The following is a 23,518-nucleotide window of genomic DNA, read 5'->3' as shown; positions in this document are numbered from 1 at the left end:
TGCCGCCATGCCGAAGCCGGGCGCATTCCAGATGAACTCTTCGCGAATACCGCGGTACGGACACGGCCCGGGGCCGGTTACCCGAGGCCACGGCGCAGCTGCTGTCGAGATGTTCGGAACAACGGCGCAGCGAACTCTGCTCCTGGGGGCGGTACCACGCGCTTCGCGGACAGTCGATGTGTACGTCAGAAAAGCGGCGGTGTCAGGGCAACCGTCCCTGCGCGCGGCGGCGCAGGATCTCGGCCGCCAGGCGCACAGGGCCAGGCCCGAGCGCTGGTCGCGCACGGAATGTGTTCTCGCCCACCAGAGTTTCGCCCGCGTTGTTAGGATTCCGGGGCGCTGGCGCACGCATCCGGCCCCGGTGTCGAGGTTCGGCGGCGAATGACCGGCGTGCCGGTGCGCCGCGATGGCGTACCGGGCAGGCAGCACAACCGGCGACACCGTGGCAGTCCGAGGACGAAAGCGGCCCGGCCGGAACGAGTTAGGGGTATAGGCAGTGTTCGAACTGACCAGGCGGCGCAGCCGATGGATCCTGGCGGTGTTCGCCGTGCTCGCGCTGGCGATGGGCACGCTGAGCGCGACGCTGTTCGACAAAGTGCAGGGCGGCGGGTACACCGATCCCGACAGCGAATCCAGCCGCGCGGCCGCGGTGCTGCGGGACACCTTCGGCCAGGCCACTCCGAATCTCGTGCTGCTGGTGCAGACTCCCGGGTCGGTGGACGACGCCGCCGCGGTCACCGCGGCGACCGAGCTGGTCGCCGAGCTGAAGTCGGAGTCCGGTGTCGCGGGCGTCGCCTCCTACTGGACCGAGAAGTCGCCCGCGCTGCGCAGCACCGACGGCGCCAAAGGCCTGATCGTGGCCAGCATCCTCGGCGAGGAGTCCGAGGTCGACAAACGAGTCGGCGATCTCGCCGAGCGGTTCGGCGGCACGCACGGTCCGCTGGAGGTGCGGGTCGGCGGGTACGCGATGCTGCTGCACGAGACGGTGAAACAGAGCGAGAAAGACGTCGTGCTCGGCGAATCGATCGCCTTCCCGATCACGCTGGTCGCGCTGCTGCTGGTCTTCGGCGGCTTGGTCGCGGCCAGCCTGCCGCTGGTCATTGCCATGATCACGGTGATGATCACGATGGGCGCGCTGTGGCTGATCGCGAGCGTCACCGATCTCGCGGCGACCGCGACCAACGTCGCCACCCTGCTCGGTCTCGGCCTCGCCATCGACTACAGCCTGTTGATCATCAGCCGCTATCGCGACGAGCTGGTCGCCGGAAAGCAGCCCGCGGCCGCGGTGGTGGCGACCATGCGCTCGGCCGGTCGCACCGTCGCATTCTCGGCCGTGACCGTCGCGGTGGCGCTGTCGGGCCTGTTGTTCTTCCCGCTGCTGGCCGTGCGGTCGATGGGGTACGCGGGCCTGGCCGTGGCGGTGATCGCCGCGGTGGTCTCGCTGACCGTGCTGCCCGCGATCCTGTTCCTGCTCGGCACCAAGATCGACAACGGTCAGCTGTGGTGGTTCCTGCGCGCCGCCCGGCCTGCGCCGGGCGAGGGCGCCTGGCATCGGCTGGCCCGGTTCGTGATGATGCGGCCGATACCCATCGGGCTCGCGGTGACCGCCTTGCTGCTGGTACTGGGCGCGCCTTTCCTCGGCGTGAAACTCGGCTTCCCGGACGAACGCTCGCTGCCGGAGTCGATGAACAACCGCCAGGTCACCGAGACCATCCAGCGCGACTTCTCCGCCACCGAGCAGAACGGCCTGTTCGCGGTGCTGCCCGAGACCGCCTACAACGCGGCGGGATTGGACGCCTACGCCAGGGAACTGTCGGAGATCGAGAACGTCCGCCGGGTCGACACCGCCACCGGCAGCTACAGCCACGGCGGTCTGCTCGCCCCGCCCACCCCGGCCAACGACCGCTTCCGCGCGCCGAACGCCGCCTATCTCACGGTGATTCCGGACACCACTGATCCCGGTGCGCTGGACCGGATCGCCAGTACCGTGCGCGCGACACCCGCCGCGTCGCCGGTGCTGGTCGGCGGCGTGGCCGCGGCGAACGCGGACGCGATCGACGCGGTGGTCTACGCGCTGCCGTCCGCGCTGGTGTTCGTGGTGCTGATCATGGTGGCGGTGCTGTTCCTGCTCACCGGAAGCGTCGTGCTGCCCCTGCTGGCGGTGGTGCTCAGCGTGCTGAGCCTGACCGCGACCTTCGGGGCGCTGGTCTGGATCTTCCAGGACGGGCATCTGTCCGGCTTGCTCGGGTTCACCGTCACCGGCGACCTGCCGCCGACGGTTCCGGTCATGCTGTTCGGCGTCGCGTTCGGCCTGGCTATGGACTACCAGGTGTTCCTGCTGGCCCGCATCCGCGAGGAGTACCAGCGGACCAGATCCAACGCGCTGGCGGTGACCTCCGGGCTGGAGCGGATCGGACGGATCGTCACGGCGGCGGCGGTGTTGATCTCGCTGGTGTTCCTCGGCTTCCTCGCGTCGGACATCACGTTCATGAAGGCCTTCGGGATCGGCCTTCCGCTGGCGGTCCTGGTTGACGCGACCCTGGTGCGCGGATTCCTGCTGCCCGCGGCGATGGAGTTGCTCGGCGACTGGAACTGGTACGCACCCGGGCCACTGCGCAAGCTGCATCGCCGTTTCGGCATCGAGGAGGGACCGGCCGCGGCCCCGGTTGCCGGCTCCCAGGATTGGCGTCAGCCCGCCCGGCTCTGATCCGCGTATCGGGTAGGGTCGGTCGGGCAGACCGGGGGAGCCCGCACGGGGTGGGACGGCCGCTCGGGGATGCGGGAAGGCGACCGCGATGACGTATCCCTCGGGCCCGGGGTTCGACGGCGGGCCAGGCGATTACTCGAAATCCGACGGTGTGGAGTATGGGTGGGGGCAATCATCCCCACCCAGCGAGTACCCGCTGTCGGCGTGGGAAGCGCCGCCCTTGCCGCCGCCCCCGAAATCCGGTACCGGCCGGATAGCCGGGCTGGTCGTCGGCATCGTCGCCGTCCTGGTCGCGGTCGGCATCGCTGTGGCGGTGGTCCCGCGCGAGCGTGGCGCCGCGCAAGCCGTCGCCACGTCCGCCGACTCGGCCACCCGTGCCACCACGGCCACCAGCACCCGAACCAGCGGCCCGTCGTCCGGCAGGCTGAGCCACTCCGAGTACGCCGGGAACTGGGACTTCCGGTTCGACCGCGTCGAGTTGCACGCCGACTGGGTCGACGGCCGTGACCACCCCGATTGCGGCGACATCGACAAAGCGGGCAAGCTCGCCGGTCTCGGCTGCACCTACGCGGCGGAACTGGTGTTCCGCACCGAGGGCGGCGCGCTGATGCTCACCCAGTTCATCCTCGGCATGACCGATGAGAGCCGGGCCGCCGCGGCGAAGGATCGATTCAGCGACGCGGACCTGAGCCTGCGGCCGGGCTCGTACATCTCCGGTTACGCGACCGGCAAGTGGAAGGACGGCAGCCAGAAGGAGTTCGTCGTGGTGACCATAGCGACCGCCACCGACGCGGTCGCCCCCGAGACGGTGGAGAAGTATCTGCGCTACCGGCACGCCGACATGCTCGGCGCACTCGCATTCCGGTAGCGCGGCGGGCCCCGCGGCGGTGCCGGGAGCTCCGTGGAAAGGTCAGAGCCCGCCGGTCGACAGCAGCCCGCCGTCCACGCGCACGGTCTCGCCGGTGATCCATGCGGCCTCGTCGGACACCAGGAAGCCGATCAGGCGTGCCACGTCCTCCGGGCTGCCCAGCCGTTTCATCGGGTACACGCTCGCGGCGCGTTCCTCGTCGGCCGAGTACAGCGCGTCGGCGAACTTGGTCTTGATCACGCCCGGCGCGACGGCGTTAACCCGGATCTTCGGTCCCAGCTGCCAGGCCAGTTCGTCGGTCAGGCGGATGAGCGCGGCCTTGGACGCGCCGTACGCGGCGATCACGCCGGTCGAGCGGATACCGGCCACGCTGGCCACGTTCACCACGGCGCCCCCGTGGTCGCGCATCCACGCCTTGTAGGCCTCCTGGATGTAGCCGAGCGCCGCGACCACGTTGACGTCGAAGATCTTGCGCACCGCGTCCAGGTCCGCGTCCATCAGAGACCCGAACACCGGGTTGATGCCGGTGTTGTTGATCAGGATGTCCAGCGAACCGAACTCCGTGACCACGCGCTCGACCGCGGCCGCCCGATCCTCGGCGACGCCGGAGTTGCCGGCCAGCGCGACGACCTGTCCCTGGTGGCCCAACTCGCGCAGCTCGGCGGCCGCCTCGTCCAGCGGATCCTTCTTCCGCGCGGTGATCAGCACGTTCGCGCCGCGGCCGAGCAACTCCGCCGCGACCGCCTTGCCGATGCCCCGGCTGGCCCCCGTGACCAGAGCGCTCTTGCCCAATAGATCGGTACTCATGGCATCGCACGGTAGCGCAGTTGTCCGCGCGTGCCGTTACCGCCGTCACATGCGGGGCGCTGGGCTGCGGAAGGTCCGTTCGTGCCGGTTAAAATCGGTGGTTCTTGTGCGCGTCGGGTCGAACAATCGAGCGCACGCGTCCAGCACCACGATCCGCGAGGAGAAGTTTGTGATCACCGCGACCGACCTGGAAGTCCGGGCCGGAGTCCGCACCCTGCTGTCGGCCCCCGGGCCGGCGCTGCGCGTGCAGGCGGGCGACCGGATCGGGCTGGTCGGACGTAACGGCGCGGGCAAAACGACCACGCTGCGCATCCTGGCGGGCGAGGGCGAGCCGTACGCGGGAAAGATCCTGCGTTCCAGCGACATCGGCTACCTGCCGCAGGATCCGCGCGAAGGCAACCTCGACGTGCTTGCCCGCGACCGGGTGCTGTCCGCGCGCGGGCTGGACACGCTGATCCGCGAGATGGAGAAACAGCAGGCCTTGATGGCCGAGGTGGCCGACGACAAGGAGCGCGAGAAGGCGGTACGCAAGTACGGCAGGCTCGAGGAACGGTTCTCCGCGCTCGGCGGTTACGTCGCCGAGAGCGAAGCGGCGCGCATCTGCCACAGCCTCGGATTGCCCGACCGGGTGCTCGGCCAGCAGTTGCGCACTCTCTCCGGCGGCCAGCGGCGCCGAATCGAATTGGCGCGCATCCTGTTCGCCGCCTCCGACGGCAGCGGCGGCCGCTCGGACACCATTCTGCTGCTGGACGAGCCGACCAACCATCTCGACGCCGACTCGATCACCTGGCTGCGCGGTTTCCTGCAGAACCACGACGGCGGCCTGATCGTGATCAGCCACGATGTGGAACTGCTCGCCGACGTGGTGAACAAGGTGTGGTTCCTGGACGCGGTGCGCGGCGAAGCCGACGTCTACAACATGGGGTGGAAGAAGTATCTGGACGCGCGCGCCACCGACGAGCAGCGCAGGCGCCGCGAACGCGCGAACGCCGAGAAGAAGGCGAGCGCGCTGCGCGCCCAAGCCGCCAAACTGGGGGCGAAGGCCACGAAAGCGACTGCGGCGCAGAACATGGCCAAACGGGCCGATCGCCTGCTGGCCGAACTCGACGACGTACGCGTCGCCGACAAGGTCGCCAGGATCAAGTTCCCCGAGCCCGCGGCCTGTGGGAAGACGCCGCTGATGGCCGAGAACCTGACCAAGGTCTACGGTTCGCTGGAGATCTTCACCGGCGTCGATCTCGCGATCGATCGCGGCAGCCGGGTCGTGGTGCTCGGGCTCAACGGCGCGGGCAAGACCACGCTGCTGCGCCTGCTCGCCGGGGTCGAGCAGCCGACCGCGGGCGGCCTGGTGCCCGGCCACGGCCTGAAGATCGGGTACTTCGCGCAGGAGCACGACACCCTGGACGACGACGCCACCGTCTGGGAGAACATCCGCCATGCCGCGCCGGATGCGGGTGAGCAGGATCTGCGCGGCCTGCTCGGCGCGTTCATGTTCTCCGGGCCGCAGCTCGACCAGCCAGCAGGCACCCTCTCAGGTGGTGAGAAGACCCGTCTGGCGCTGGCCGGTCTGGTCTCCTCGGCGGCGAACGTGCTGCTGCTGGACGAGCCGACGAACAACCTCGATCCGGTGTCGCGCGAGCAGGTGCTCGACGCGCTGCGCACCTACGCGGGCGCGGTGGTGCTGGTGACCCACGACCCCGGCGCAGCGGAGGCGTTGTCTCCGGAACGCGTGATCCTCCTCCCGGACGGGACGGAAGACCATTGGTCGGCGGAATACCTGGAACTTATTCAGCTTGCGTGAGTTTCATCACAGGAACCCGTTGATCACGGCCTGCTGAGTGCTTAGCCTGGAAAGACGCTGCTCGGCGACTCGGAGGAAGCCATGAGCGACAGGCCCACACAGAGTAAGGCCACATTGGGTAAGGGCACACGCGTCACCGGGAAGTCGCGCGACCGCCTACAAACCCAGCTGAAGAAGCAATACGAGGCGGGTGCGAGCATCCGGTCACTGGCGCGGTCCACCGGCCGTTCCTATGGCTTCATTCACAACGTGCTAGTGGAGTCGCATGTGCAGCTCCGCAGCCGGGGTGGGGCCAATCGCCGGAAGGGCCAGTAGCGTCCCGATGCCGCGATGAATTCGCGCCGCGGGGATCGTCGGCACTGTTGAAAGCGACGGTGTCGACGGAAGGACCTCGCGGTGCGGGAGTTGCTGCTGCAGATCATGGTGACGCTGGACGGCTACGCGGCCGGGCCGGACGGAGCGCTCGACTGGATCGAGGTCGACGATCCCGAACTGGACAACTATCTCGCCGAGCTGCTCAGCGGCGTCGACGCGCAAATCTTCGGGCGCACGTCCTACCAGCTGCTCGCCGGGTATTGGCCGGACGCGCAACGGAATCCGGCGACTCCCGGGGACGCGCGGCTGGCTCCACTGGTCAACGCGCTGCCCAAACTGGTGCTGTCGCACCGGCCGGACCTGGAGCTGCCGTGGCAGCCCGCCCGCAGGATCGGCGCGGACCTGCGCGCCGAGATCGCGGAACTGAAGAACAGCTCCGGCAAGCCGGTGGTGGTGTTCGCGGGCGCGCGCACCGCGCAGGAATTCCTCCGCCTCGACGCGGTGGACGAGCTTCGGCTGCTGGTGTTTCCGGTGCTGCTCGGCACGGGTCAGCAGCTGTTCGAGGAGGTGACGCCACGGCGGCTGCGGCTGGTGGACGTCGTCGCGTTCCCGGCGTCCGGCGTGGTGCGGCAGGTCTATCGCCGCACTCAGTAACCGGCCACCATGCCGTCGCCGTCCACCAAGAGGTTGGCCAGGCTGCGGAAGATGGGCAGTCCGGTCTTGATCTCCAGGTAGGCGAACTGGCCCTGCGGATTGACCTCGAGAAAGTAGTACTCGCCATCGCGGCCGAGCCGGATGTCGAGCACACCGAAGGACAGTCCGAGCGCACCCATCAGGGTGGCCAGCGACTTGCTCACCGCGGCGGGCAAGTGGTCGGGCGTGAAGTCGACCGAGGTGTCCAGGCGCGAGTCGACCTTGCCGACCCCGGCTTGCGAGTCGATGCGCACGGTCCATTCGATCCCGTCCACCCACACGACGCGCAGGTCGCAGGTGGCGTCGATGTAGTCCTGGAACGTGGTCGGCGCCGAACGGATCGCGGCGAGCCTGCCGAAGTCGTCGCGGGAGATGATCCTGGTCTCGGCGAACTCGCCGCGGCTGGTGCCGGTGCGTTTGTAAACGACGGGACCGGGCCGGGATTCGACGAAACTGCGCGCCTCGTCGGGGTCATTGGTGATCAGCGTCTCCGGTACCGCGAACCCGGCCCGCAGCGCCGTTTCCAGCTGCACGATCTTGCGTCCCGCGGTGCGGTCGGCGCCAGGGTCGTTGACCCAGTAGGCCGGGATGGACCAGAGCAATCCCTGGATGAAGCCATCGCATTCGGCTTGGCGGAAGTCGTTGTCCGAGCTGCGGACACCCGCGGGCACCCGGGTGGGGTGCGGGCGCCGCCACCAGACCGACCGGACGTCGTCGAGGCCGATCAGGTGCGACAGCGAGCGAGTCGTGCCGAGCCGGTCCAGGCGGAAGCTGCCGGACTCGCGGGGGAAATCACGTAAATCGAGCTGGATCGGACTGAGTCCGTGGTGCTCTCGTAACGTCGCCGCCATCGCGGTGCCGTGGAGGTCATCGGATTCGGACACGATCAGGACCGAGGTCCTCCGGCGTGCCGCCATGCGCGTGCCGTTCAGTCGAGACTGTCGCAGTTGATGCCGTCGTCGCTGCCGTCGAGCGATTTGGTCTGGCAGTAGGTGAACGTCGCGCCGCCCGCACCCGGGCCCTGGACGAGTTGCAGCCGGTCGGCCCAGATTTCGGTGAGGCGGCGCAGCTGGTCGTCGCCGAATGCCTCCGACGGCGCGTCCGGGATGGTCATCGGCCGGTCGACCAGGTCGATCCGCAGACGCCGGGTGAAATCGGCGGTGGCGCCAGCGCGAATGTCCACCGACACCGGGCGGCCGTCTTGATCGGCGTGCGGCACAGCGGAATCGACGACGCGCAGAACGTCGGACCGGCGGAACGTCCACGTGCCCTCGGCGACGCGCACGCTGATCTGGCGGTCCGATTCCGCGACCAGCAGACCCTGGAGCGGCGGAACGCGGTCACCCTGCGGCGTCGTTCCGGGACGGCGGATTGCGTCGGTCATAGCCGTTTCTCCGATCTGCTCACCATTTGCCACGACCCCCGAGCGTGTGAGCGATCATATCGCGGTAGGTGCTTCGATCGGTTCGGATCGGGAGATTTACCGGCCGGTGGCAAACCGAATTCCGATCCGGAACCGGCGAGTACCGAAACATTTCCGGTGGACCGGAAATAGTCAGGGTGCAATCATCGAGCTATCCCAGAGGCCGGATGGGACCGCGTTCATAGCCCGATATTGGCGGCTGTGCATCTGCACTCTCGTGCACTGCGGCCTCCGCGGGGCGGCCCGGGCCACCGCGTCCGCATGGGATGGTATTTCCTCGGCTCGGCGTGCGGGGCGTCTTGCTCAACTTGCCCGAATCGGACTGGGCGGGCCGGGATTTGCGAGTTCAGTCGCGTTCGCAGGATCCTCAGCGCCGGTTGCCGTTGCGCTCGGCCCACCACGCCGGGGCGTCGACGAAGTGGTTGTCGAATTCGTCCTGGGCCGCCGCGAGCTCGGCCATGGTCGATTCGCCTGCCGCTATGCGCTCCAGCAGACGGAAGTACTCGAAGCGCTGCACGCCCGGTGTGAGGGCGATCAAGATGCGCGCCGTGCTGCCGGGCGCGGCGCCGAACGCGTGCGGCATGAACTTGGGTACCACGATCGAACCGCCAGCGCCCACCGTGACGATCCGGTCGCCCGCCAGCAGCTGCAGTTCCCCCTCGGCGACATAGAACAGCTCGTCGGAACGTGTGTGGTAATGCGGCGCCGCGCCGTCGGCCCCGCGGTCCATGGCCACTTCGAGTGTGCTCAGTGCGCCGCTCGCCTCCTCGGCGTCTATCAGCAGCCGCAGGGTGACCGATTTCGTCCGCAGTGTCTCCGCATCCTGCGGCTGGCGGATCGCGGCTCGGATGCGCGGGGCGGTAGCGCTCATCGGAACTCCATTTGGTTCGCTGATTTATAGTTCGCTACCGAACTATATACCACCGAATAGAATCCGTCCATGACCGAACAGAAGGCGGACGCTGTCGACGCGATCGTGGCGCAGTGGCGGCGCGAACGTCCGGACCTCGAGCTCGAGGCCATGGCGGTGATCGGCAGATTGGGCAGGCTGATGGTGGTGGCGCAGCGCGAGATCGAGGCAGTGTTCGGCAAACACGGCCTGCAACGCGGTGAGTTCGATGTACTCGCCGCGCTGCGGCGTGCGGGCGAACCCTTCGAGCTGAACCCGTCGGTGCTCGCCGACACGCTGATGCTCTCGCGGGCCGGGATGACCGGACGGCTGGATCGGCTGGAAGCCGCGGGGCTGGTACGGCGGGTCGCGGACGCACAGGACCGTCGCGCGATCCTGGTCGCCCTCACGGCGGCCGGGCGCGAACTCGTCGACGCCGTGGTCACCGAACACACCGCGAACGAGACCAGGATCCTGTCCGTGCTGACCGCTGGTCAGCGGCGGGAACTGGACCGGATCGCGCGAATTCTGCTGAGCAGTATGGAGGCGGGGGAGTAGTCACGGTAGCTCACACGGCCTTCGATCCACCGAATCGCGCTCTACATGGGGAAACTCGTGGCCTGATGAGGTAGCTCGATACTCACGCCTGCGGTGCCACTCGGGTTTACCGTGGAATTGCGTGCCGAAAGTTTCGGTGCGATTGTGCAAGGAGGACACGATGATAGACATCGTCACTCTCCGCGGCACCGGGGAGCCGCGGAACTCCGACGGAACGCCCGCGGGCATGCTGCACGAAGTCGCCAAACTACTCGACACCGACAAATTCAGCTGCTTCGAGCCCGAGTGGCCCGCTTCGGTAGGGCCTGTGCCGGTGGGGCCCGCGCCGAATGTCTGGGGTCCGTCGCTGGACACCTCGGTGCGGCTCGGCACAGCCGCGGGGGTGAAAGCCATCCAGGACTCGCCGAACGTCTGCGGGCTGCTGAGTTATTCGCTCGGTGGCATATGCGCCAGCAGGATCTTGGAGGGCGTCCGGTCGGGGAAGTACAAGAACATCGACGGCACGCCGCTGGAGATCGCGTTCGCGGTGAACATCGCAAACCCGGTGCGCCGGGCCGGTGAGTCGGTCGGAAACCTCTGCCCCGCAGCGACCTTCGGTCTGCACGGGCAGCGCGGCGCGTGGCCTGCCTCGGTCGCGGTCCGCGAGTACGCCAACCCCGGCGACATCATCACCGCCGCCCCCAAGGATTCGCCGCTGCGCATCATCGGCGTCGGCATCTCGCCGTTCTCCTTCGTGGAGGGCGCTCGGATCGGCAACGTCGCGCCGCTGATCTTCGCCGAACTCCTCGAAATCCTGCAACGCGACCCGATCGGCAACCTCGACCGCTACAGCGCGGCGGTCCGCGGCGTCATCGGTTACCTGACGCCTTGGCCGCACGGTCAGCACGTGCTCTACGCGACACACAAGATGCCGGGCACGAAGGTCTTGTGGACCACACACGCCGCGGAGTACATCAACGCGACGTATTGAAGGCTTCACGCCGCCGGCACTGGCGCTTTCCGTCTCGACCAGTACGGCCTGAAGACGCGGAGAGGCGGGGTAGCGAAAGCTTCAGTGCTTGCGACGGACGGAGGCTTCTACTAGATCCAGCACCGCGGAGAGGTTTTCGTTGGTGTGGCCGGAGGCGATCCGGGCGATCAAGCCGTCCAGGACGAGGTCGAGGTAGCCGAGCAGGACGTCGGTGGGCACATCGTCGCGCAGTGCGCCCGCGGCCTTGCGGCGTTCCAGGCGGGCCAGGGTGGCGGCGGTGAGCTCGGCCGAACGCTGGGTCCAGCCTGCGCGGAACTCGGGATCGGTGCGCAACCGCCGCGCGATCTCCAAACGTGTTCCGAGCCAGTTGAACTGCTCGGGGTGGGCGAGCATGTCGCGCATCACCTGCACGATGCCCTGGTTGGCCGCGACGTCGGCCATGCGTTCGGCATCCTCTTGGGCGAGGGCGAGGAACAGCGCGTCCTTGTCGCGGAAATGGTGGAATATGGCGCCCCGGGAGAGCCCGATCTCCTCCTCCAGGCGGCGCACGGTGGCGCCGTCGTAGCCGTACTCGGCGAAGCAGCGGCGTGCCCCGTCGAGAATCTGGCTGCGCCGGGCGGCGAGGTGATCGTCACTGACCTTGGGCATCGGGCTCCTCCGAGGGAAGCGGGCATCGCGCGGTGCGCGGTGCGGCGCGAAGCGGAATGTGGAGAGGTCCGCGCACCGCCGGATGCGGTGCGCGGACCCTTCTACGACGGTTCCTACCGTCGGCGGAACACAGTTCAGCCGCGAATCATGTTGCGCAGCACGTACTGCAGGATGCCGCCGTTGCGGTAGTAATCGGCCTCACCGGGGGTATCGATCCGCACGACCGCGTCGAAGGTGATCTTGTCACCATTCTCCTTGGTGGCGGTGACCTTCAGGGTCTTCGGGGTGACACCCTCGTTCAGCTTGGTGATGCCCTCGATGTCGAAGGTCTCCGTGCCGTCCAGCTTCAGCGACGCGGCCGACTCGCCCGCGGGGAACTGCAGCGGGATGACGCCCATGCCGATGAGGTTGGAGCGGTGGATGCGCTCGAAGGACTCGGTGATGACGGCCTTCACGCCCAGCAGCCGGGTGCCCTTGGCGGCCCAGTCACGCGACGAGCCCGAACCGTACTCCTTGCCACCGAGCACGACCAGTGGGACGCCCGCGGCCTGGTAGTTCTGCGAGGCGTCATAGATGAACGCCTGCGGGCCGCCATCCTGGGTGAAGTCGCGGGTGTAGCCGCCCGAGACGTCGTCCAGGAGCTGGTTGCGCAGCCGGATGTTGGCGAAGGTGCCGCGGATCATCACCTCGTGGTTGCCGCGCCGCGAGCCGTAGGAGTTGTAGTCTTTGCGCTCGACGCCGTTGGCCTCCAGGTACTGGGCGGCCGGGGTGCCCGGCTTGATGTTGCCCGCAGGCGAGATGTGGTCGGTGGTGACCGAGTCACCGAGCAGCGCGAGCACCCGGGCGCCCTTGATGTCGGCGACCGGCTCCGGGGTCTGCGGCATGCCCTCGAAGTACGGCGGCTTGCGCACGTAGGTGGACTCCTCGGCCCACTCGAAGGTCTTGCCCTCCGGGGTGGGCAGGCTGCGCCAGCGCTCGTCGCCGCGGAAGACGTCCTTGTAGTCCTCGAGGAACATGTCGCGGCTGATGACCCGGTCGATGGTGTCCTGGATCTCCTGCGGCGACGGCCAGATGTCCTTCAGGAAGACGTCGTTGCCGTCGGTGTCCTTGCCGAGCGCGTCGTGCTCGAAGTCGAAGTCCATGGTTCCCGCGAGCGCGTAGGCGATGACCAGCGGCGGGGAAGCCAGGTAGTTCATCTTCACGTCGGGGGAGATGCGGCCCTCGAAGTTGCGGTTGCCGGAGAGCACCGCGGTGACGGTGAGGTCGTTGTCGTTGACCGCCTTGGAGATCTCCTCCGGCAGCGGGCCGGTGTTGCCGATGCAGGTGGCGCAACCGAACGCGACCAGGTTGAAGCCCAGCTTGTCCAGGTACGGCCACAGGCCGGCCTTCTCGTAGTAGCCGTCGACGACCTGCGAGCCCGGCGCCATGGAGGTCTTCACCCACGGCTTGCGAGTCAGGCCCTTCTCCACCGCGTTGCGGGCCAGCAGCGCCGCGCCGAGCATGACCGACGGGTTGGAGGTGTTGGTGCAGGAGGTGATCGAGGCGACCACCACCGCGCCGTGGTCGAGCACGAAGTCGCCGTACTCCTCGCTGCGCACCTTCACCGGCTTGGACGGACGGCCCTCGGCACCGGTGGCCGCCGACACCAGCACGGCGTCGTCGTCGGCGAAGGACAGCACGGCCGGGTCGCTGGCCGGGAAGGACTCCTCGATGGCCTCGTCGAGGTGCGAGTGCGGCGTGGCCGCGGCGGGGCCGCTGACCTCGTCACTGGTGTAGTTGTGGATGTCCTTGCGGAAGGCGATCTTGGACTCCGACAACAGGATCCGGTCCTGTGGACGCTTCGGGCCCGCGATGGACGGCACCACGGTGCTCAGGTCGAGTTCCAGGTACTCGGAGTAGGCGGGCTCCTTGTCGGCGTCGTGCCAGAGGCCCTGCTCCTTGGCGTAGGCCTCGACCAGCGCGACCTGCTCGTCGGAGCGGCCGGTCAGGCGCAGGTAGTCGACGGTCACGTCATCGATCGGGAAGATCGCCGCGGTGGAGCCGAATTCCGGGCTCATGTTGCCCAGGGTGGCGCGGTTGGCCAGCGGCACCTCGGCCACGCCCTTGCCGTAGAACTCGACGAACTTGCCCACCACACCGTGCTTGCGCAGCATGTCGGTGACGGTCAGCACCACGTCGGTCGCGGTCACGCCGGGCTGGATCTCGCCGGTCAGCTTGAAGCCGACCACCCGCGGGATCAGCATCGACACGGGCTGGCCCAGCATGGCCGCCTCGGCCTCGATGCCGCCGACGCCCCAGCCGAGCACACCGAGGCCGTTGACCATCGTGGTGTGCGAGTCGGTGCCGACGCAGGTGTCGGGGTAGGCCTGCCCGTTGCGGACCATGACGACGCGGGCCAGGTGCTCGATGTTGACCTGGTGCACGATGCCGGTGCTCGGCGGGACGACCTTGAAGTCGTCGAACGCGGTCTGGCCCCAGCGCAGGAACTGGTAGCGCTCACCGTTGCGCTGGTATTCGATGTCGACGTTGCGCTCGAAGGCGTCCTCGCGGCCGAACACGTCGATGATGACGGAGTGGTCGATGACCATCTCGGCCGGGGCGAGCGGGTTCACCTTGTCCGGGTCGCCGCCGAGGGTGGCCACGGCCTCGCGCATGGTGGCCAGGTCGACGATGCACGGCACGCCGGTGAAGTCCTGCATGATGACGCGGGCGGGCGTGAACTGGATCTCGGTGTTCGGTTGCGCCGACGGATCCCAGTTCGCAATGGCGCGAATGTGATCGGCGGTGATGTTCGCGCCGTCCTCGGTGCGGAGCAGGTTCTCCGCGAGGACCTTCAGTGCGTAGGGGAGTTTTTCGGTGCCGGGCACGGCGGTGAGGCGGAAGATCTCGTAGGAGTTGCTACCGACCTCGAGGGTGCCCTTGGCGCCGAAAGTATCGATACTTGTCGTCACGTCAGCTCCACTCGTCTGTGAGGGTGGCCGCCGGCGGGGCTGTGCCGGCGACCGAGTCTTCGGAGGGCTCCGGCGCCGCTAGGGCGCCGGTTCCTCGCGGTACGACCCTAACAGTACGCTTGTCCTGTGAAATACCAGGGGGCCGGTTGGGCGTGCCGTGGGCCGGTGATGCGACACTCCGTCGCGTACTGTGCTTTCGAGCCAGCAAGGGGGACCTCGCTCGACCCTGCAGTGTTGGATGCCTGTCGCTTCGGTTGCCGATGCGGCTCGACAGACCGGATGGAAGATGACCGCCCCGCACACCTCGGTTTTCACCCCCATGGCCGCGGAATTGCCGCCGAACCTCACCACCGACACCGTGCGCACGCTCAACGCCGATCTGGCCGATGACCACGTCGCGACGCTGACCGGTAAGGATGAAGCGGAGTTGGCGGCCATCGCCGCGGAGGCGCGATCCCAAGGAATCCCGCTGAGCATCGTGGTCGTCCCCGGCAATCCAGGACACGACTCGAGCCTACGGGACCTGGCCACCGAAGTGGGCAAGACGCAGCACGGCACCGTCGTCGTCCTCAGCGACGACTGGATCGGCACCTACAGCGACACGATCAGCCGGGTGCGGCTGGAATGGGCCGAGGACGCCGCGAAGTACCGGCACGGCGACAGCGGCGAGGCGGCGAGCGTCTTCGCGGCCCGTCTGGAATCGCCGGAACCGGTCTCCTGGTCCGCCATGACGTGCGCGCTGCTGGCCGGAACGGTGGCGGCCATCGCCGGGTTGTACTGGATGAAAGCCAGGCGGGCGCGTGCGGCCGGGCGCGTCTCCGCCGACCGGGTCTTGCCGGACGGCGAGTCGCCGGACGTTCGAGCCGTCTAGTTCGGCGCTTCCTCTTCTCGGCCGGTCTCTCCGGCCGATCTGACTTCGGCCGCGTGGCATCGCCCGCGGTAGCACTTTGGAACGACTGGCAATTCTGGCGCGGTCTGCCCCCACACCAAGGCTGCGGTGTGGCCCCCACTCGGTGGCAATCCGGGCTCCAGTATCCCAGTAGCTAACTTTCCGTCCGGTTGGTCTGTTTTGTCTGCCGGAAGGCCTGGCCGAGTTCAGCAAATTTATAGCAATCGATAGTTGACGCCACTCACCGGTGTTACTGATGTTGTTTATGTGACTCGAGTGTCATACGGTTCGAATGGTCCGTTATGGGGAATATGTGTTTTCGGAGGTCATCTGTCGACCACAGTGCGTCATGGTTCGCCTGATGCCCGTGAGGCATTACCGGAATCCGGTCCATGGGAGGTGTGATGCGCAACAACGGCGAGCTAGCCGATCGGCGCCCGCTATGGGTCGCTATGGGATTGCTGATATCGGTCGCCACGGTGGTCACCGCCGGACCGGTCGCCGCTGTGCCGCCTCCTCCGCCAAATCCCAGCGACGCGCAGATCTCCCAGGCCGGGGCGCAGGTCGACGCCGGGGTCGCCGAGGTGGGCACGCTCATCAACCAGGTCGCCGCCGCCGACGACCAGCTGCGGCAACTCGACGACGTGGTCGCGCAGCGCCGGGAAGACGTCAACCGGGCGCTGGTCGACCTGCAGAACGCGCGGGATGCCGCCGACGCGGCGGCCGTGGTCGTCGCCGATACCAAGCACGCACTGGCCGACGCCGGAACGCGAGTCGGCCAGGCGCGGCACAACTTCGACCAGTTCGCCACCCAGGTCTACACCCGGCCCGGTTCCGATTCGATGATCACCTACCTCGCGGCCGCCACCCCGGCGGCCGCGCTCGACCGTGCTCAGCTGCTCGAGCTGGTCTCCAAGAACCGGCAGCAGGTGCTAGACGGCCTGCGCCGGGCCCAAATCGATCACGGCAACAAGAATTCCGCCGCCCGGCAGGCGAAGGCGGCCGCCGACGCGGCCGCCGCCGTCGCCGCGGCGCGCAAGACCGACGCGGAGAACGCGGTGGCCGCGGCGAAGGCCGAGCTCGACCACCAAGCCGCCCAGCGCGACGACCTGCTGCGCAGGCGCCAGGACGCGCAGGGCAGGCTGGATCTGGCGCGCCACAACGTGGCCGGTCTGCGGGATCAGCGCGACGCCTATCTGGCCTGGGACGCGCAGCGCAAGGCGGAGGAGGCGGTCGTGCGCGCGGCCGCGGCGGCCGCCGCCGCCCGCGCGGCCGGTGATCAGGCCGCCAGGGACCGCGCCGCCCAGCTCGGCACCGGCAAGCGCCCGCACACCCAGCTGGAGGATGCGCCGCCGCCGCGCCGGAGTGCGCCCCGGCCGGACTCGGTCGGTGGTTCGGCGGCGATCGGGATCGTGGTCGACCGGGCGATGTCGCAGCTGGGCGTCACCTATGCCTGGGGCGGCGGCGACGAAGCCGGGCCCACGCTCGGCATCCGCGACGGCGGCGTCGCCGATACTCACGGCGACTACGACAAGGTCGGCTTCGATTGCTCCGGTCTGATGGTCTACGCCTTCGCGGGCATCGGGGTTTCGCTGCCGCACTACAGCGGCTACCAGTACAACGCGGGGACCAGGGTGCCGGTCGATGAGCGAGAGCGCGGCGACATGCTGTTCTGGGGTCCGAACGGCAGTCAGCACGTGGCGCTGTATCTCGGTGACGGCAAGATGGTAGAGGCGCCTCAGTCCGGCGATGTGGTGAAGGTGTCCCCGGTCCGCGAAAGCGGAATCATGCCCTATGCGGTGCGCATAGTCTCCTGACATATCGGACATTCCGGGTGGCGCCGCGAGTCGGAAGCGCGTCGAATTCCCGTCATGTCGGGTCCCGTTGCGGCACAGGCCGTGATTACCTGGAATAGTTGTGGCAGCACGCACAGGACCAAGGCGAAAGCGGGGATGTTGGTGACTTCGACGGACGGTGTGAGTGGGGCGAACCTGGCAAAGGATGCGCCGGCCTCCGCGCCCAGCACCCTCGAGCGTGACGTCCAGACCCTGGAGAAGGCGATCTACGAGGTCAAGCGAGTGATCGTGGGCCAGGATCGCCTGGTCGAACGACTGCTGGTCGGTGTGCTCGCGCGTGGTCACGTGCTGCTCGAAGGCGTTCCCGGTATCGCGAAGACCCTGGCCGTGGAGACCTTCGCCAAGGTGGTCGGCGGTTCGTTCGCGCGCGTCCAGTTCACTCCCGACCTGGTCCCGACCGACCTCATCGGTACCCGCATCTATCGCCAGGGCCGGGAGGAATTCGACACCGAACTCGGCCCGGTCGTCGCGAACTTCGTGCTCGCCGACGAGATCAACCGCGCCCCGGCCAAGGTGCAGTCGGCGCTGCTCGAGGTGATGGCCGAGCGGCACGTGTCGATCGGCGGCAAGACCTATCCGATGCCGGATCCCTTCCTGGTCATGGCGACACAGAACCCGATCGAGAGCGAGGGCGTGTACCCGCTGCCCGAGGCGCAGCGCGACCGCTTCCTGTTCAAGCTTCTCGTCGACTACCCCTCCGTGGAGGAGGAGCGCGAGATCATCTACCGGATGGGCGTGACGCCGCCGGAGGCGAGCCGGATCCTGCAACCGGAAGACTTGATCCGTCTGCAGAAGGTCGCGGCCAACACCTTCGTCCACCACGCCCTGGTGGACTACGTGGTCCGGGTGATCACGGCGACCCGCACGCCGGCCGACTTCGGCATGCAGGACGTGGCCAGCTGGATCTCCTACGGCGCGTCGCCGCGCGCCAGCCTCGGGATCATCGCGGCGGCCCGTGCCGTCGCGCTGATCCGCGGCCGCGACTACGTGGTGCCGCAGGACGTCGTCGAGGTGATCCCGGACGTGCTGCGCCACCGGCTGGTGCTGTCCTACGACGCGCTCGCCGACGAGATCAGTCCGGAGGACGTGATCAAGCGCGTGCTGCAGACCGTCGGCCTGCCGCAGGTCGCGCCGCAGGCCGTCGCGCCCGCCGCCGCGCCGAGCGCGCCGCAGCCGCAGATTCCGCAGCCGCCGCAGCAGCAGGCCGTGCCGCAGCCGCCGAACGGGCAGCCGTCGCAGCCCGCGGGCACCATCCCGCCGAAGTGACCTCGGCATCGGATCCGGTCGCGCCAGTGCCGATGTCGTCGCACGCACCACCGTCCTTTCACGCAGGGGAGCTGACCGACCCCCGGCTCTCGGTCGCGCTGAAGACCCTCGAGCTCACCGTGCGCCGCAGACTCGACGGCGTGCTGCACGGTGATCACCTCGGACTCATTCCGGGGCCCGGCTCCGAGCCAGGCGAGGCGCGCGTGTACCAGCCGGGTGACGATGTGCGCCAGATGGATTGGTCGGTCACCGCCCGCACCACCCACCCGCACGTGCGGCAGATGATCGCCGACCGGGAGCTGGAGACCTGGATGGTGGTCGACCTGTCGGCCAGCCTCGACTTCGGCACCGCGGCCTGCCAGAAGCGCGATCTCGCCATCGCCGCCGCGGCCGCCATCACGCATCTGACCAGTGGCGGCGGCAACCGGATCGGCGCGGTCGTCGCGACCGGCGAGCGGTTGGTCCGCATCCCGGCCCGCGGTGGGCGCCTGCACGCGCAGTCGTTGCTGCGCAGCATCGCGACCACCCCGCACGCGCGCGACGGCGTCCGCGGCGACCTGCGCGGCGGCATCGAATCGCTGCGCCGCCCGCAGCGCAAACGCGGGCTCGCGGTGATCATCAGCGACTTCCTGGGTGACATCGACTGGCAGCGCTCGCTGCGCGCCATCTCCGCCAGGCACGACCTGCTCGCGGTCGAGGTGCTCGACCCGCGCGACCTGTCGCTGCCCGACATCGGCGACGTGGTGCTGCATGACCCGGAGACCGGGCGCACCCGCGAGTTCAGCGCGACGCCCACCCTGCGCGCCGATTTCGCGGCCGCCGCGCAGCGCCACCGTCAGCAGGTCGAACAGGCCCTGCGCAGCTGCGGCGCTCCGGTGCTCACCCTGCAAACCGATCGGGACTGGATCGCCGACGTGGTCCGGTTCGTGTCCACCCGGCGCCACAGCTTCGGCGCCCCGACCGGGCGGGTGCCACGTCAGTGAGTATTTCGCATTTCACCGCGCAGATCTGGCTCGGATTCCTCGCCGTCATCGCGTTGATCGCGCTCGGCTACGTCCTGGTGCAGCGCAACCGGCGCAAGCACATGCTGACGTTCACCAATATGGAGCTGCTGGAGAAGGTCGCTCCGTCCCGGCCGAGCCCGTTCCGGCACGTGGCCGTCGCGCTGCTGCTGGTCGGTCTGGTGTTTCTCACCGTCGCCGCGGCGGGGCCGACGGCGGTCAAGAAGGTGCCGCGCAACCGCGCCACCGTCATGCTGGTGATGGACGTGTCGCTGTCGATGGAGGCGACCGACGTGGCGCCGAGCCGGATCCAGGTCGCGAAGAAGGCGGGTAAGGAGTTCGTCGACGGTCTGCCGGAGGGCGTGAACATCGGTTTCGTCACCTTCGCGGGCACCGCCTCGGTGATGGTGTCGCCCACCACGAACCATGAAGCGGTCAAGGCGGCGATCGACAACGTGCGGCTCGCCGAGCGCACCGCGACGGGCGAAGGCATTCTCACCGCGCTGCAGGCGATCGATACGCTGGCCACGGTTCTCGGCGGAGCGCAGGAACCGCCACCGGCTCGGATCGTGCTGATGTCGGACGGGAAACAGACCGTCCCCGCGTTCGAGGACGTCGACAATCCGCGGCACGAGTACGTAGCCGCCCGGCTCGCGAAGACCAAGAACGTCCCGATCTCCACCATCTCGTTCGGCACCAGCTGGGGCGTCGTCGAGATTCCCCGCGAGGACGGCAGCCGCGAGCAGGTGCGGGTGCCGGTGGACGACGACGCCATGCGCGAGCTCGCCCGGCTGTCCAGCGGCGAGTTCTACTCCGCGTCCTCCTTGCAGGAGCTGACCAGGGTCTACGACACCTTGGAGCAGCAGATCGGTTACGAGCTGACCAGAGGCGACGCCAGCCGTCCGTGGCTGCTGCTCGGACTCCTGGTCATCGCGGCGGGAATCGTCATCGGGCTGCTGTACCGCCAGCGTCTGCCCTAGCGCCACCGGTCGCGTCCCGATGTCCGTCCCGCCCAGTAGGGCTCGCCTCGTCGCGGGCTGCCGCCCAGCTGTTTCACCGACAACTCCGGGTGTGAGTGTCGGTTCGACGAACGTGGCGGCCGCGTCGTGGCCGATCCATCCGACCAGGTAGGTTGAACCCCATGTCGAACATCACATCCCGGTCGGTCCTGGTGACCGGCGGAAATCGCGGCATCGGTCTCGCGGTCGCGCAGCGTCTGCTTGCCGACGGTCACAAGGTGGCCGTCACGCATCGTGGGTCCGGAGTGCCGGACGGTTTGTTCGGTGTGAAATGCGATGTGACCGACAGCGAGTCGGTCGATGCTGCGTTCGCCGAAGTCGAAGCGCACCAGGGGCCGGTCGAGGTGCTCGTGGCCAACGCGGGCATCACCGACGACACGCTGCTGATGCGGATGACCGAGGAGCAGTTCACCCGGGTGCTCGACGCCAACCTGACCGGAGCGTTCCGGTGCGCCAAGCGGGCGAACCGCGCGATGTTGCGGGCGCGCTGGGGCCGGATGATCTTCCTCGGCTCGGTAGTCGGCCTCAGCGGCCAAGCCGGCCAGATCAACTACGCCTCGTCCAAGGCCGGTGTGATCGGTCTGGCGCGCTCGGTCACGCGTGAGCTCGGCTCGCGCTCGATCACGGCCAATGTCGTCGCCCCCGGCTTCATCGAGACCGACATGACCGCGGATCTCCCCGACGACGTGCGCGATATGGCCAAGAAGTTCATCCCCCTGCAGCGGCTCGGCCAGCCGGAAGACATTGCGGCGGTAGTCAGCTTCCTGGCTTCCGAGGATTCCGCCTACGTCTCCGGCGCCGTGATCCCGGTCGACGGCGGCATGGGTATGGGCCACTGACCAGACCGAACGCGTAGCGTAGCGCGGCCGGTCCCGGCCGCCCGCAGCCAACTCACCATCCGAGATTTCAGGAGAACCGAGAACCCATGGGCGGACTGCTCGAAGGCAAGACCATTCTGGTCACCGGCATCATCACCGATTCGTCGATCGCGTTCCACGCGGCGGCGGTCGCGCAGGAGCAGGGCGCGAAGGTGATCATCACCGGCATCCCGGAGCGGCTGCGGCTGATCGATCGGATCGCCAAGCGGCTGCCCCAGGAAGTCCCGCCTGCCATCGGGCTCGACGTCACCAGCGAGGAGGACCTCGCCGGGCTGGCCGACAAGCTGCGGGAGCTGGCGCCCGAGGGTGTCGACGGGGTGCTGCACTCGATCGCGTTCGCCCCCCGCACCCTGATGGGGCCGGAGGCTCGGCCGTTCCTCGATGGTCCGGGACCGGACGCCGCGAAGGCGTTCGAGATCTCGGCGTGGAGCTACGCGTCGCTGTCGCGCGCGGTGCTGCCGGTGATGAACGAGGGCGGCTCGATCGTGGGCATGGACTTCGATCCGCGCACCGCGATGCCGTACTACAACTGGATGGGCGTGGCCAAGGCGGCGTTGGAGTCGGTGAACCGGTACGTGGCACGAGAAGTGGGCACGGCCAAGAAGGTCCGCTCCAACCTCATCGCGGCCGGTCCGATCAAGACGCTGGCCGCCAAGGCGATCGCGGGCACCGCGACCGACGATGCCGCCAAGCTCAACCAGCTCAACACCTACTGGGACGGCGCGTCGCCGATCGGCTGGGACGTCGACGATCCCACGGTGGTGGCGAAGTCGATCGTCGCGCTGCTGTCGGACTGGCTGCCTGGGACCACCGGCTCGATCATCTACGTCGACGGCGGAGCCAGCCACAACACCTGGTTCCCGGAGAACATGGCGATGAACTGAGCCGTCCGATGGGAGACACCGTGGTTCGGGCCGTCGACGCGCTGTTGCTGCTGTCCTTCGGCGGTCCGGAACGGCCCGAGGACGTGATGCCGTTCCTGGAGAATGTCACTCGCGGCAGAGGAGTGCCGCGCGAGCGCCTCGACGCGGTCGCCGAGCACTATCTGCACTTCGGCGGCGTTTCCCCGATCAATGCGCTCAACCGGGACATCATCACGGCGGTTGAGGCGGAATTGGCCGCCGCGGGACTGGATCTGCCGGTCTATTTCGGTAACCGGAATTGGCATCCCATGGTGGAGGACACGGTCGCGCGGATGGCCGCCGACGGTGTCGGCTCCGCGCTGGTCTTCCCGACCTCGGCGTGGGGTGGATACTCCGGCTGTCTGCAATATCACGAGGACATCGCCAGAGCTCGTGCGGCGTTCGGTGACGGCGCGCCGGAACTGGTGAAACTGCGTCAGTACTTCGACCACCCGCTGCTGATCGAGGCGTTCGCCGACGCGATTCACATTGCGCGGGAGGGGCTTCCGGTCGACCAGCGGGCCGTAGCTCGACTGGTGTTCACCGCTCATTCCGTTCCGGTGTCCGCCGACGCCGCCGCGGGCCCGCCGCCCGACGGCGGCAGGCTCTACAGCCGTCAGGTCGCCGAGGCTGCCCGATTGTGTGCCGCGGCGACCGGTTTCACCGACTACGACCTGGTCTGGCAGTCACGTTCCGGTCCGCCGCAGGTGCCGTGGCTGGAACCGGACATCGTCGACCATCTGGACGACCTCGCCGCCAAAGGTGTCGAAGCCGTCGTCGTCTGTCCGGTCGGCTTCGTCTCCGATCATCTCGAGGTCATCTGGGATCTCGACAACGAGGCCGCGCAGCGGGCCGCCGAACTCGGCATGGGGTTTTCGCGGGTTGCCACGCCCGGTGCCGATCCTCGCTTCGCGAAGCTGGTCGTCGAACTGATCTCCGAGCATCTGGGCGATGCCGAACCTCGTCGGCTCGGCGGCGTGCCCGGATACGGCTGCACCCGCAACGGCGCCCCGTGCGCGCCCGGCTGCTGCGCGCCGATTCGCCGTCCCACTGCTGGGAATTGACGTCGAGCGCACG

At 68.3% G+C, this 23,518-nt stretch carries 21 protein-coding genes; 15 read left to right on the top strand and 6 right to left on the bottom strand.

Going from position 1 to position 23,518, the window contains the following annotated elements:
* The first annotated feature begins 496 nt into the window (after nt 1-496).
* Both IU459_RS06965 and IU459_RS06960 read left to right on the top strand, forming a co-directional pair.
* Nucleotides 497-2,707 (top strand): MMPL family transporter, encoded by a 2,211-nt coding sequence (locus IU459_RS06965; RefSeq protein ID WP_195128649.1) that lies wholly within the window; start codon nt 497-499, stop codon nt 2,705-2,707.
* An 88-nt stretch (nt 2,708-2,795) separates the two neighbouring features.
* On the top strand, nt 2,796-3,575 hold the full coding sequence (locus IU459_RS06960) for a hypothetical protein (protein ID WP_195128648.1): 780 nt from the start codon (nt 2,796-2,798) through the stop codon (nt 3,573-3,575).
* A 42-nt stretch (nt 3,576-3,617) separates the two neighbouring features.
* Here the strand turns inward: IU459_RS06960 and IU459_RS06955 are convergent, their stop codons facing one another.
* A complete protein-coding gene (locus IU459_RS06955; protein WP_195128647.1) occupies nt 3,618-4,382 on the bottom strand; it encodes an SDR family oxidoreductase in 765 nt (254 codons plus the stop codon).
* Nucleotides 4,383-4,551: 169 nt separating this feature from the next.
* Between IU459_RS06955 and IU459_RS06950 the strand changes: the two genes are divergently transcribed.
* The 3 genes from IU459_RS06950 (at nt 4,552) to IU459_RS06945 (ending at nt 7,152) form a co-directional block, all read left to right on the top strand.
* Complete coding sequence (locus IU459_RS06950; RefSeq protein ID WP_195128858.1) at nt 4,552-6,183, top strand: ABC-F family ATP-binding cassette domain-containing protein; 1,632 nt, start codon at nt 4,552-4,554, stop codon at nt 6,181-6,183.
* Between the two features lie 81 nt (nt 6,184-6,264).
* Nucleotides 6,265-6,498: a helix-turn-helix domain-containing protein gene (locus IU459_RS38330; protein WP_083889466.1), complete on the top strand. Its 234-nt coding sequence runs from the start codon at nt 6,265-6,267 to the stop codon at nt 6,496-6,498.
* Nucleotides 6,499-6,579: 81 nt separating this feature from the next.
* Complete coding sequence (locus tag IU459_RS06945; RefSeq protein WP_195128646.1) at nt 6,580-7,152, top strand: dihydrofolate reductase family protein; 573 nt, start codon at nt 6,580-6,582, stop codon at nt 7,150-7,152.
* Here the strand turns inward: IU459_RS06945 and IU459_RS06940 are convergent.
* From IU459_RS06940 to IU459_RS06930, 3 genes are all read right to left on the bottom strand, one after another.
* Nucleotides 7,146-8,075, bottom strand: coding sequence for a hypothetical protein (locus IU459_RS06940; protein WP_324198775.1), 930 nt, complete (start codon nt 8,073-8,075; stop codon nt 7,146-7,148). The two genes, IU459_RS06945 and IU459_RS06940, sit on opposite strands and share 7 nt — an antisense overlap.
* A 44-nt stretch (nt 8,076-8,119) precedes the next feature.
* Nucleotides 8,120-8,575: a hypothetical protein gene (locus tag IU459_RS06935; protein ID WP_195128644.1), complete on the bottom strand. Its 456-nt coding sequence runs from the start codon at nt 8,573-8,575 to the stop codon at nt 8,120-8,122.
* A gap of 406 nt (nt 8,576-8,981) precedes the next feature.
* Complete coding sequence (locus IU459_RS06930) at nt 8,982-9,485, bottom strand: cupin domain-containing protein (protein ID WP_195128643.1); 504 nt, start codon at nt 9,483-9,485, stop codon at nt 8,982-8,984.
* A 69-nt stretch (nt 9,486-9,554) separates the two neighbouring features.
* Here IU459_RS06930 and IU459_RS06925 point away from each other — a divergent pair, with 69 nt between their 5' ends.
* Together IU459_RS06925 and IU459_RS06920 are read left to right on the top strand one after the other, a co-directional pair.
* Nucleotides 9,555-10,061 carry a MarR family winged helix-turn-helix transcriptional regulator gene (locus IU459_RS06925; protein ID WP_195128642.1) on the top strand — a complete coding sequence of 169 codons (507 nt, stop codon included), beginning with the start codon at nt 9,555-9,557 and terminating at the stop codon, nt 10,059-10,061.
* A gap of 160 nt (nt 10,062-10,221) precedes the next feature.
* Nucleotides 10,222-11,031 carry a hypothetical protein gene (locus tag IU459_RS06920; RefSeq protein WP_195128641.1) on the top strand — a complete coding sequence of 270 codons (810 nt, stop codon included), beginning with the start codon at nt 10,222-10,224 and terminating at the stop codon, nt 11,029-11,031.
* A gap of 81 nt (nt 11,032-11,112) precedes the next feature.
* Here IU459_RS06920 and IU459_RS06915 read toward each other — a convergent pair whose 3' ends face one another.
* Nucleotides 11,113-11,679 carry a TetR/AcrR family transcriptional regulator gene (locus tag IU459_RS06915; RefSeq protein WP_067465980.1) on the bottom strand — a complete coding sequence of 189 codons (567 nt, stop codon included), beginning with the start codon at nt 11,677-11,679 and terminating at the stop codon, nt 11,113-11,115.
* A 134-nt stretch (nt 11,680-11,813) separates the two neighbouring features.
* Entirely contained in the window at nt 11,814-14,630 is a 2,817-nt protein-coding gene (locus IU459_RS06910; RefSeq protein ID WP_195128640.1) for an aconitate hydratase, read from the bottom strand.
* A gap of 286 nt (nt 14,631-14,916) precedes the next feature.
* Between IU459_RS06910 and IU459_RS06905 the strand changes: the two genes are divergently transcribed.
* The 8 genes from IU459_RS06905 (at nt 14,917) to IU459_RS06870 (ending at nt 23,505) form a co-directional block, all read left to right on the top strand.
* On the top strand, nt 14,917-15,501 hold the full coding sequence (locus tag IU459_RS06905) for an Rv1476 family membrane protein (RefSeq protein WP_195128639.1): 585 nt from the start codon (nt 14,917-14,919) through the stop codon (nt 15,499-15,501).
* Between the two features lie 422 nt (nt 15,502-15,923).
* Nucleotides 15,924-17,336, top strand: coding sequence for an NlpC/P60 family protein (locus tag IU459_RS06900; protein ID WP_195128638.1), 1,413 nt, complete (start codon nt 15,924-15,926; stop codon nt 17,334-17,336).
* A 135-nt stretch (nt 17,337-17,471) separates the two neighbouring features.
* The gene (locus IU459_RS06895) at nt 17,472-18,641 is read left to right on the top strand and encodes an AAA family ATPase (protein ID WP_195128637.1); all 1,170 of its coding nucleotides are present in this window, start codon (nt 17,472-17,474) and stop codon (nt 18,639-18,641) included.
* Between the two features lie 32 nt (nt 18,642-18,673).
* A complete protein-coding gene (locus tag IU459_RS06890; protein ID WP_067479212.1) occupies nt 18,674-19,624 on the top strand; it encodes a DUF58 domain-containing protein in 951 nt (316 codons plus the stop codon).
* Nucleotides 19,621-20,622 (top strand): VWA domain-containing protein, encoded by a 1,002-nt coding sequence (locus IU459_RS06885; protein WP_195128636.1) that lies wholly within the window; start codon nt 19,621-19,623, stop codon nt 20,620-20,622. The genes IU459_RS06890 and IU459_RS06885 overlap by 4 nt, the downstream gene beginning before the upstream one ends.
* Before the next feature lie 161 nt (nt 20,623-20,783).
* Nucleotides 20,784-21,500, top strand: coding sequence for a 3-oxoacyl-ACP reductase FabG1 (fabG1, locus tag IU459_RS06880; protein ID WP_195128635.1), 717 nt, complete (start codon nt 20,784-20,786; stop codon nt 21,498-21,500).
* Between the two features lie 86 nt (nt 21,501-21,586).
* Complete coding sequence (gene inhA / locus IU459_RS06875) at nt 21,587-22,423, top strand: NADH-dependent enoyl-ACP reductase InhA (protein ID WP_195128634.1); 837 nt, start codon at nt 21,587-21,589, stop codon at nt 22,421-22,423.
* A gap of 8 nt (nt 22,424-22,431) precedes the next feature.
* A complete protein-coding gene (locus IU459_RS06870) occupies nt 22,432-23,505 on the top strand; it encodes a ferrochelatase (RefSeq protein ID WP_195128633.1) in 1,074 nt (357 codons plus the stop codon).
* Nucleotides 23,506-23,518 lie beyond the last annotated feature (13 nt).

Origin of the sequence: Nocardia amamiensis, from assembly GCF_015477605.1 — a bacterium.
Taxonomy (GTDB): domain Bacteria; phylum Actinomycetota; class Actinomycetes; order Mycobacteriales; family Mycobacteriaceae; genus Nocardia; species Nocardia amamiensis_A.
Note: the sequence above shows the minus strand (reverse complement) of the source record. Positions and strands in the feature narration are given on the sequence as shown.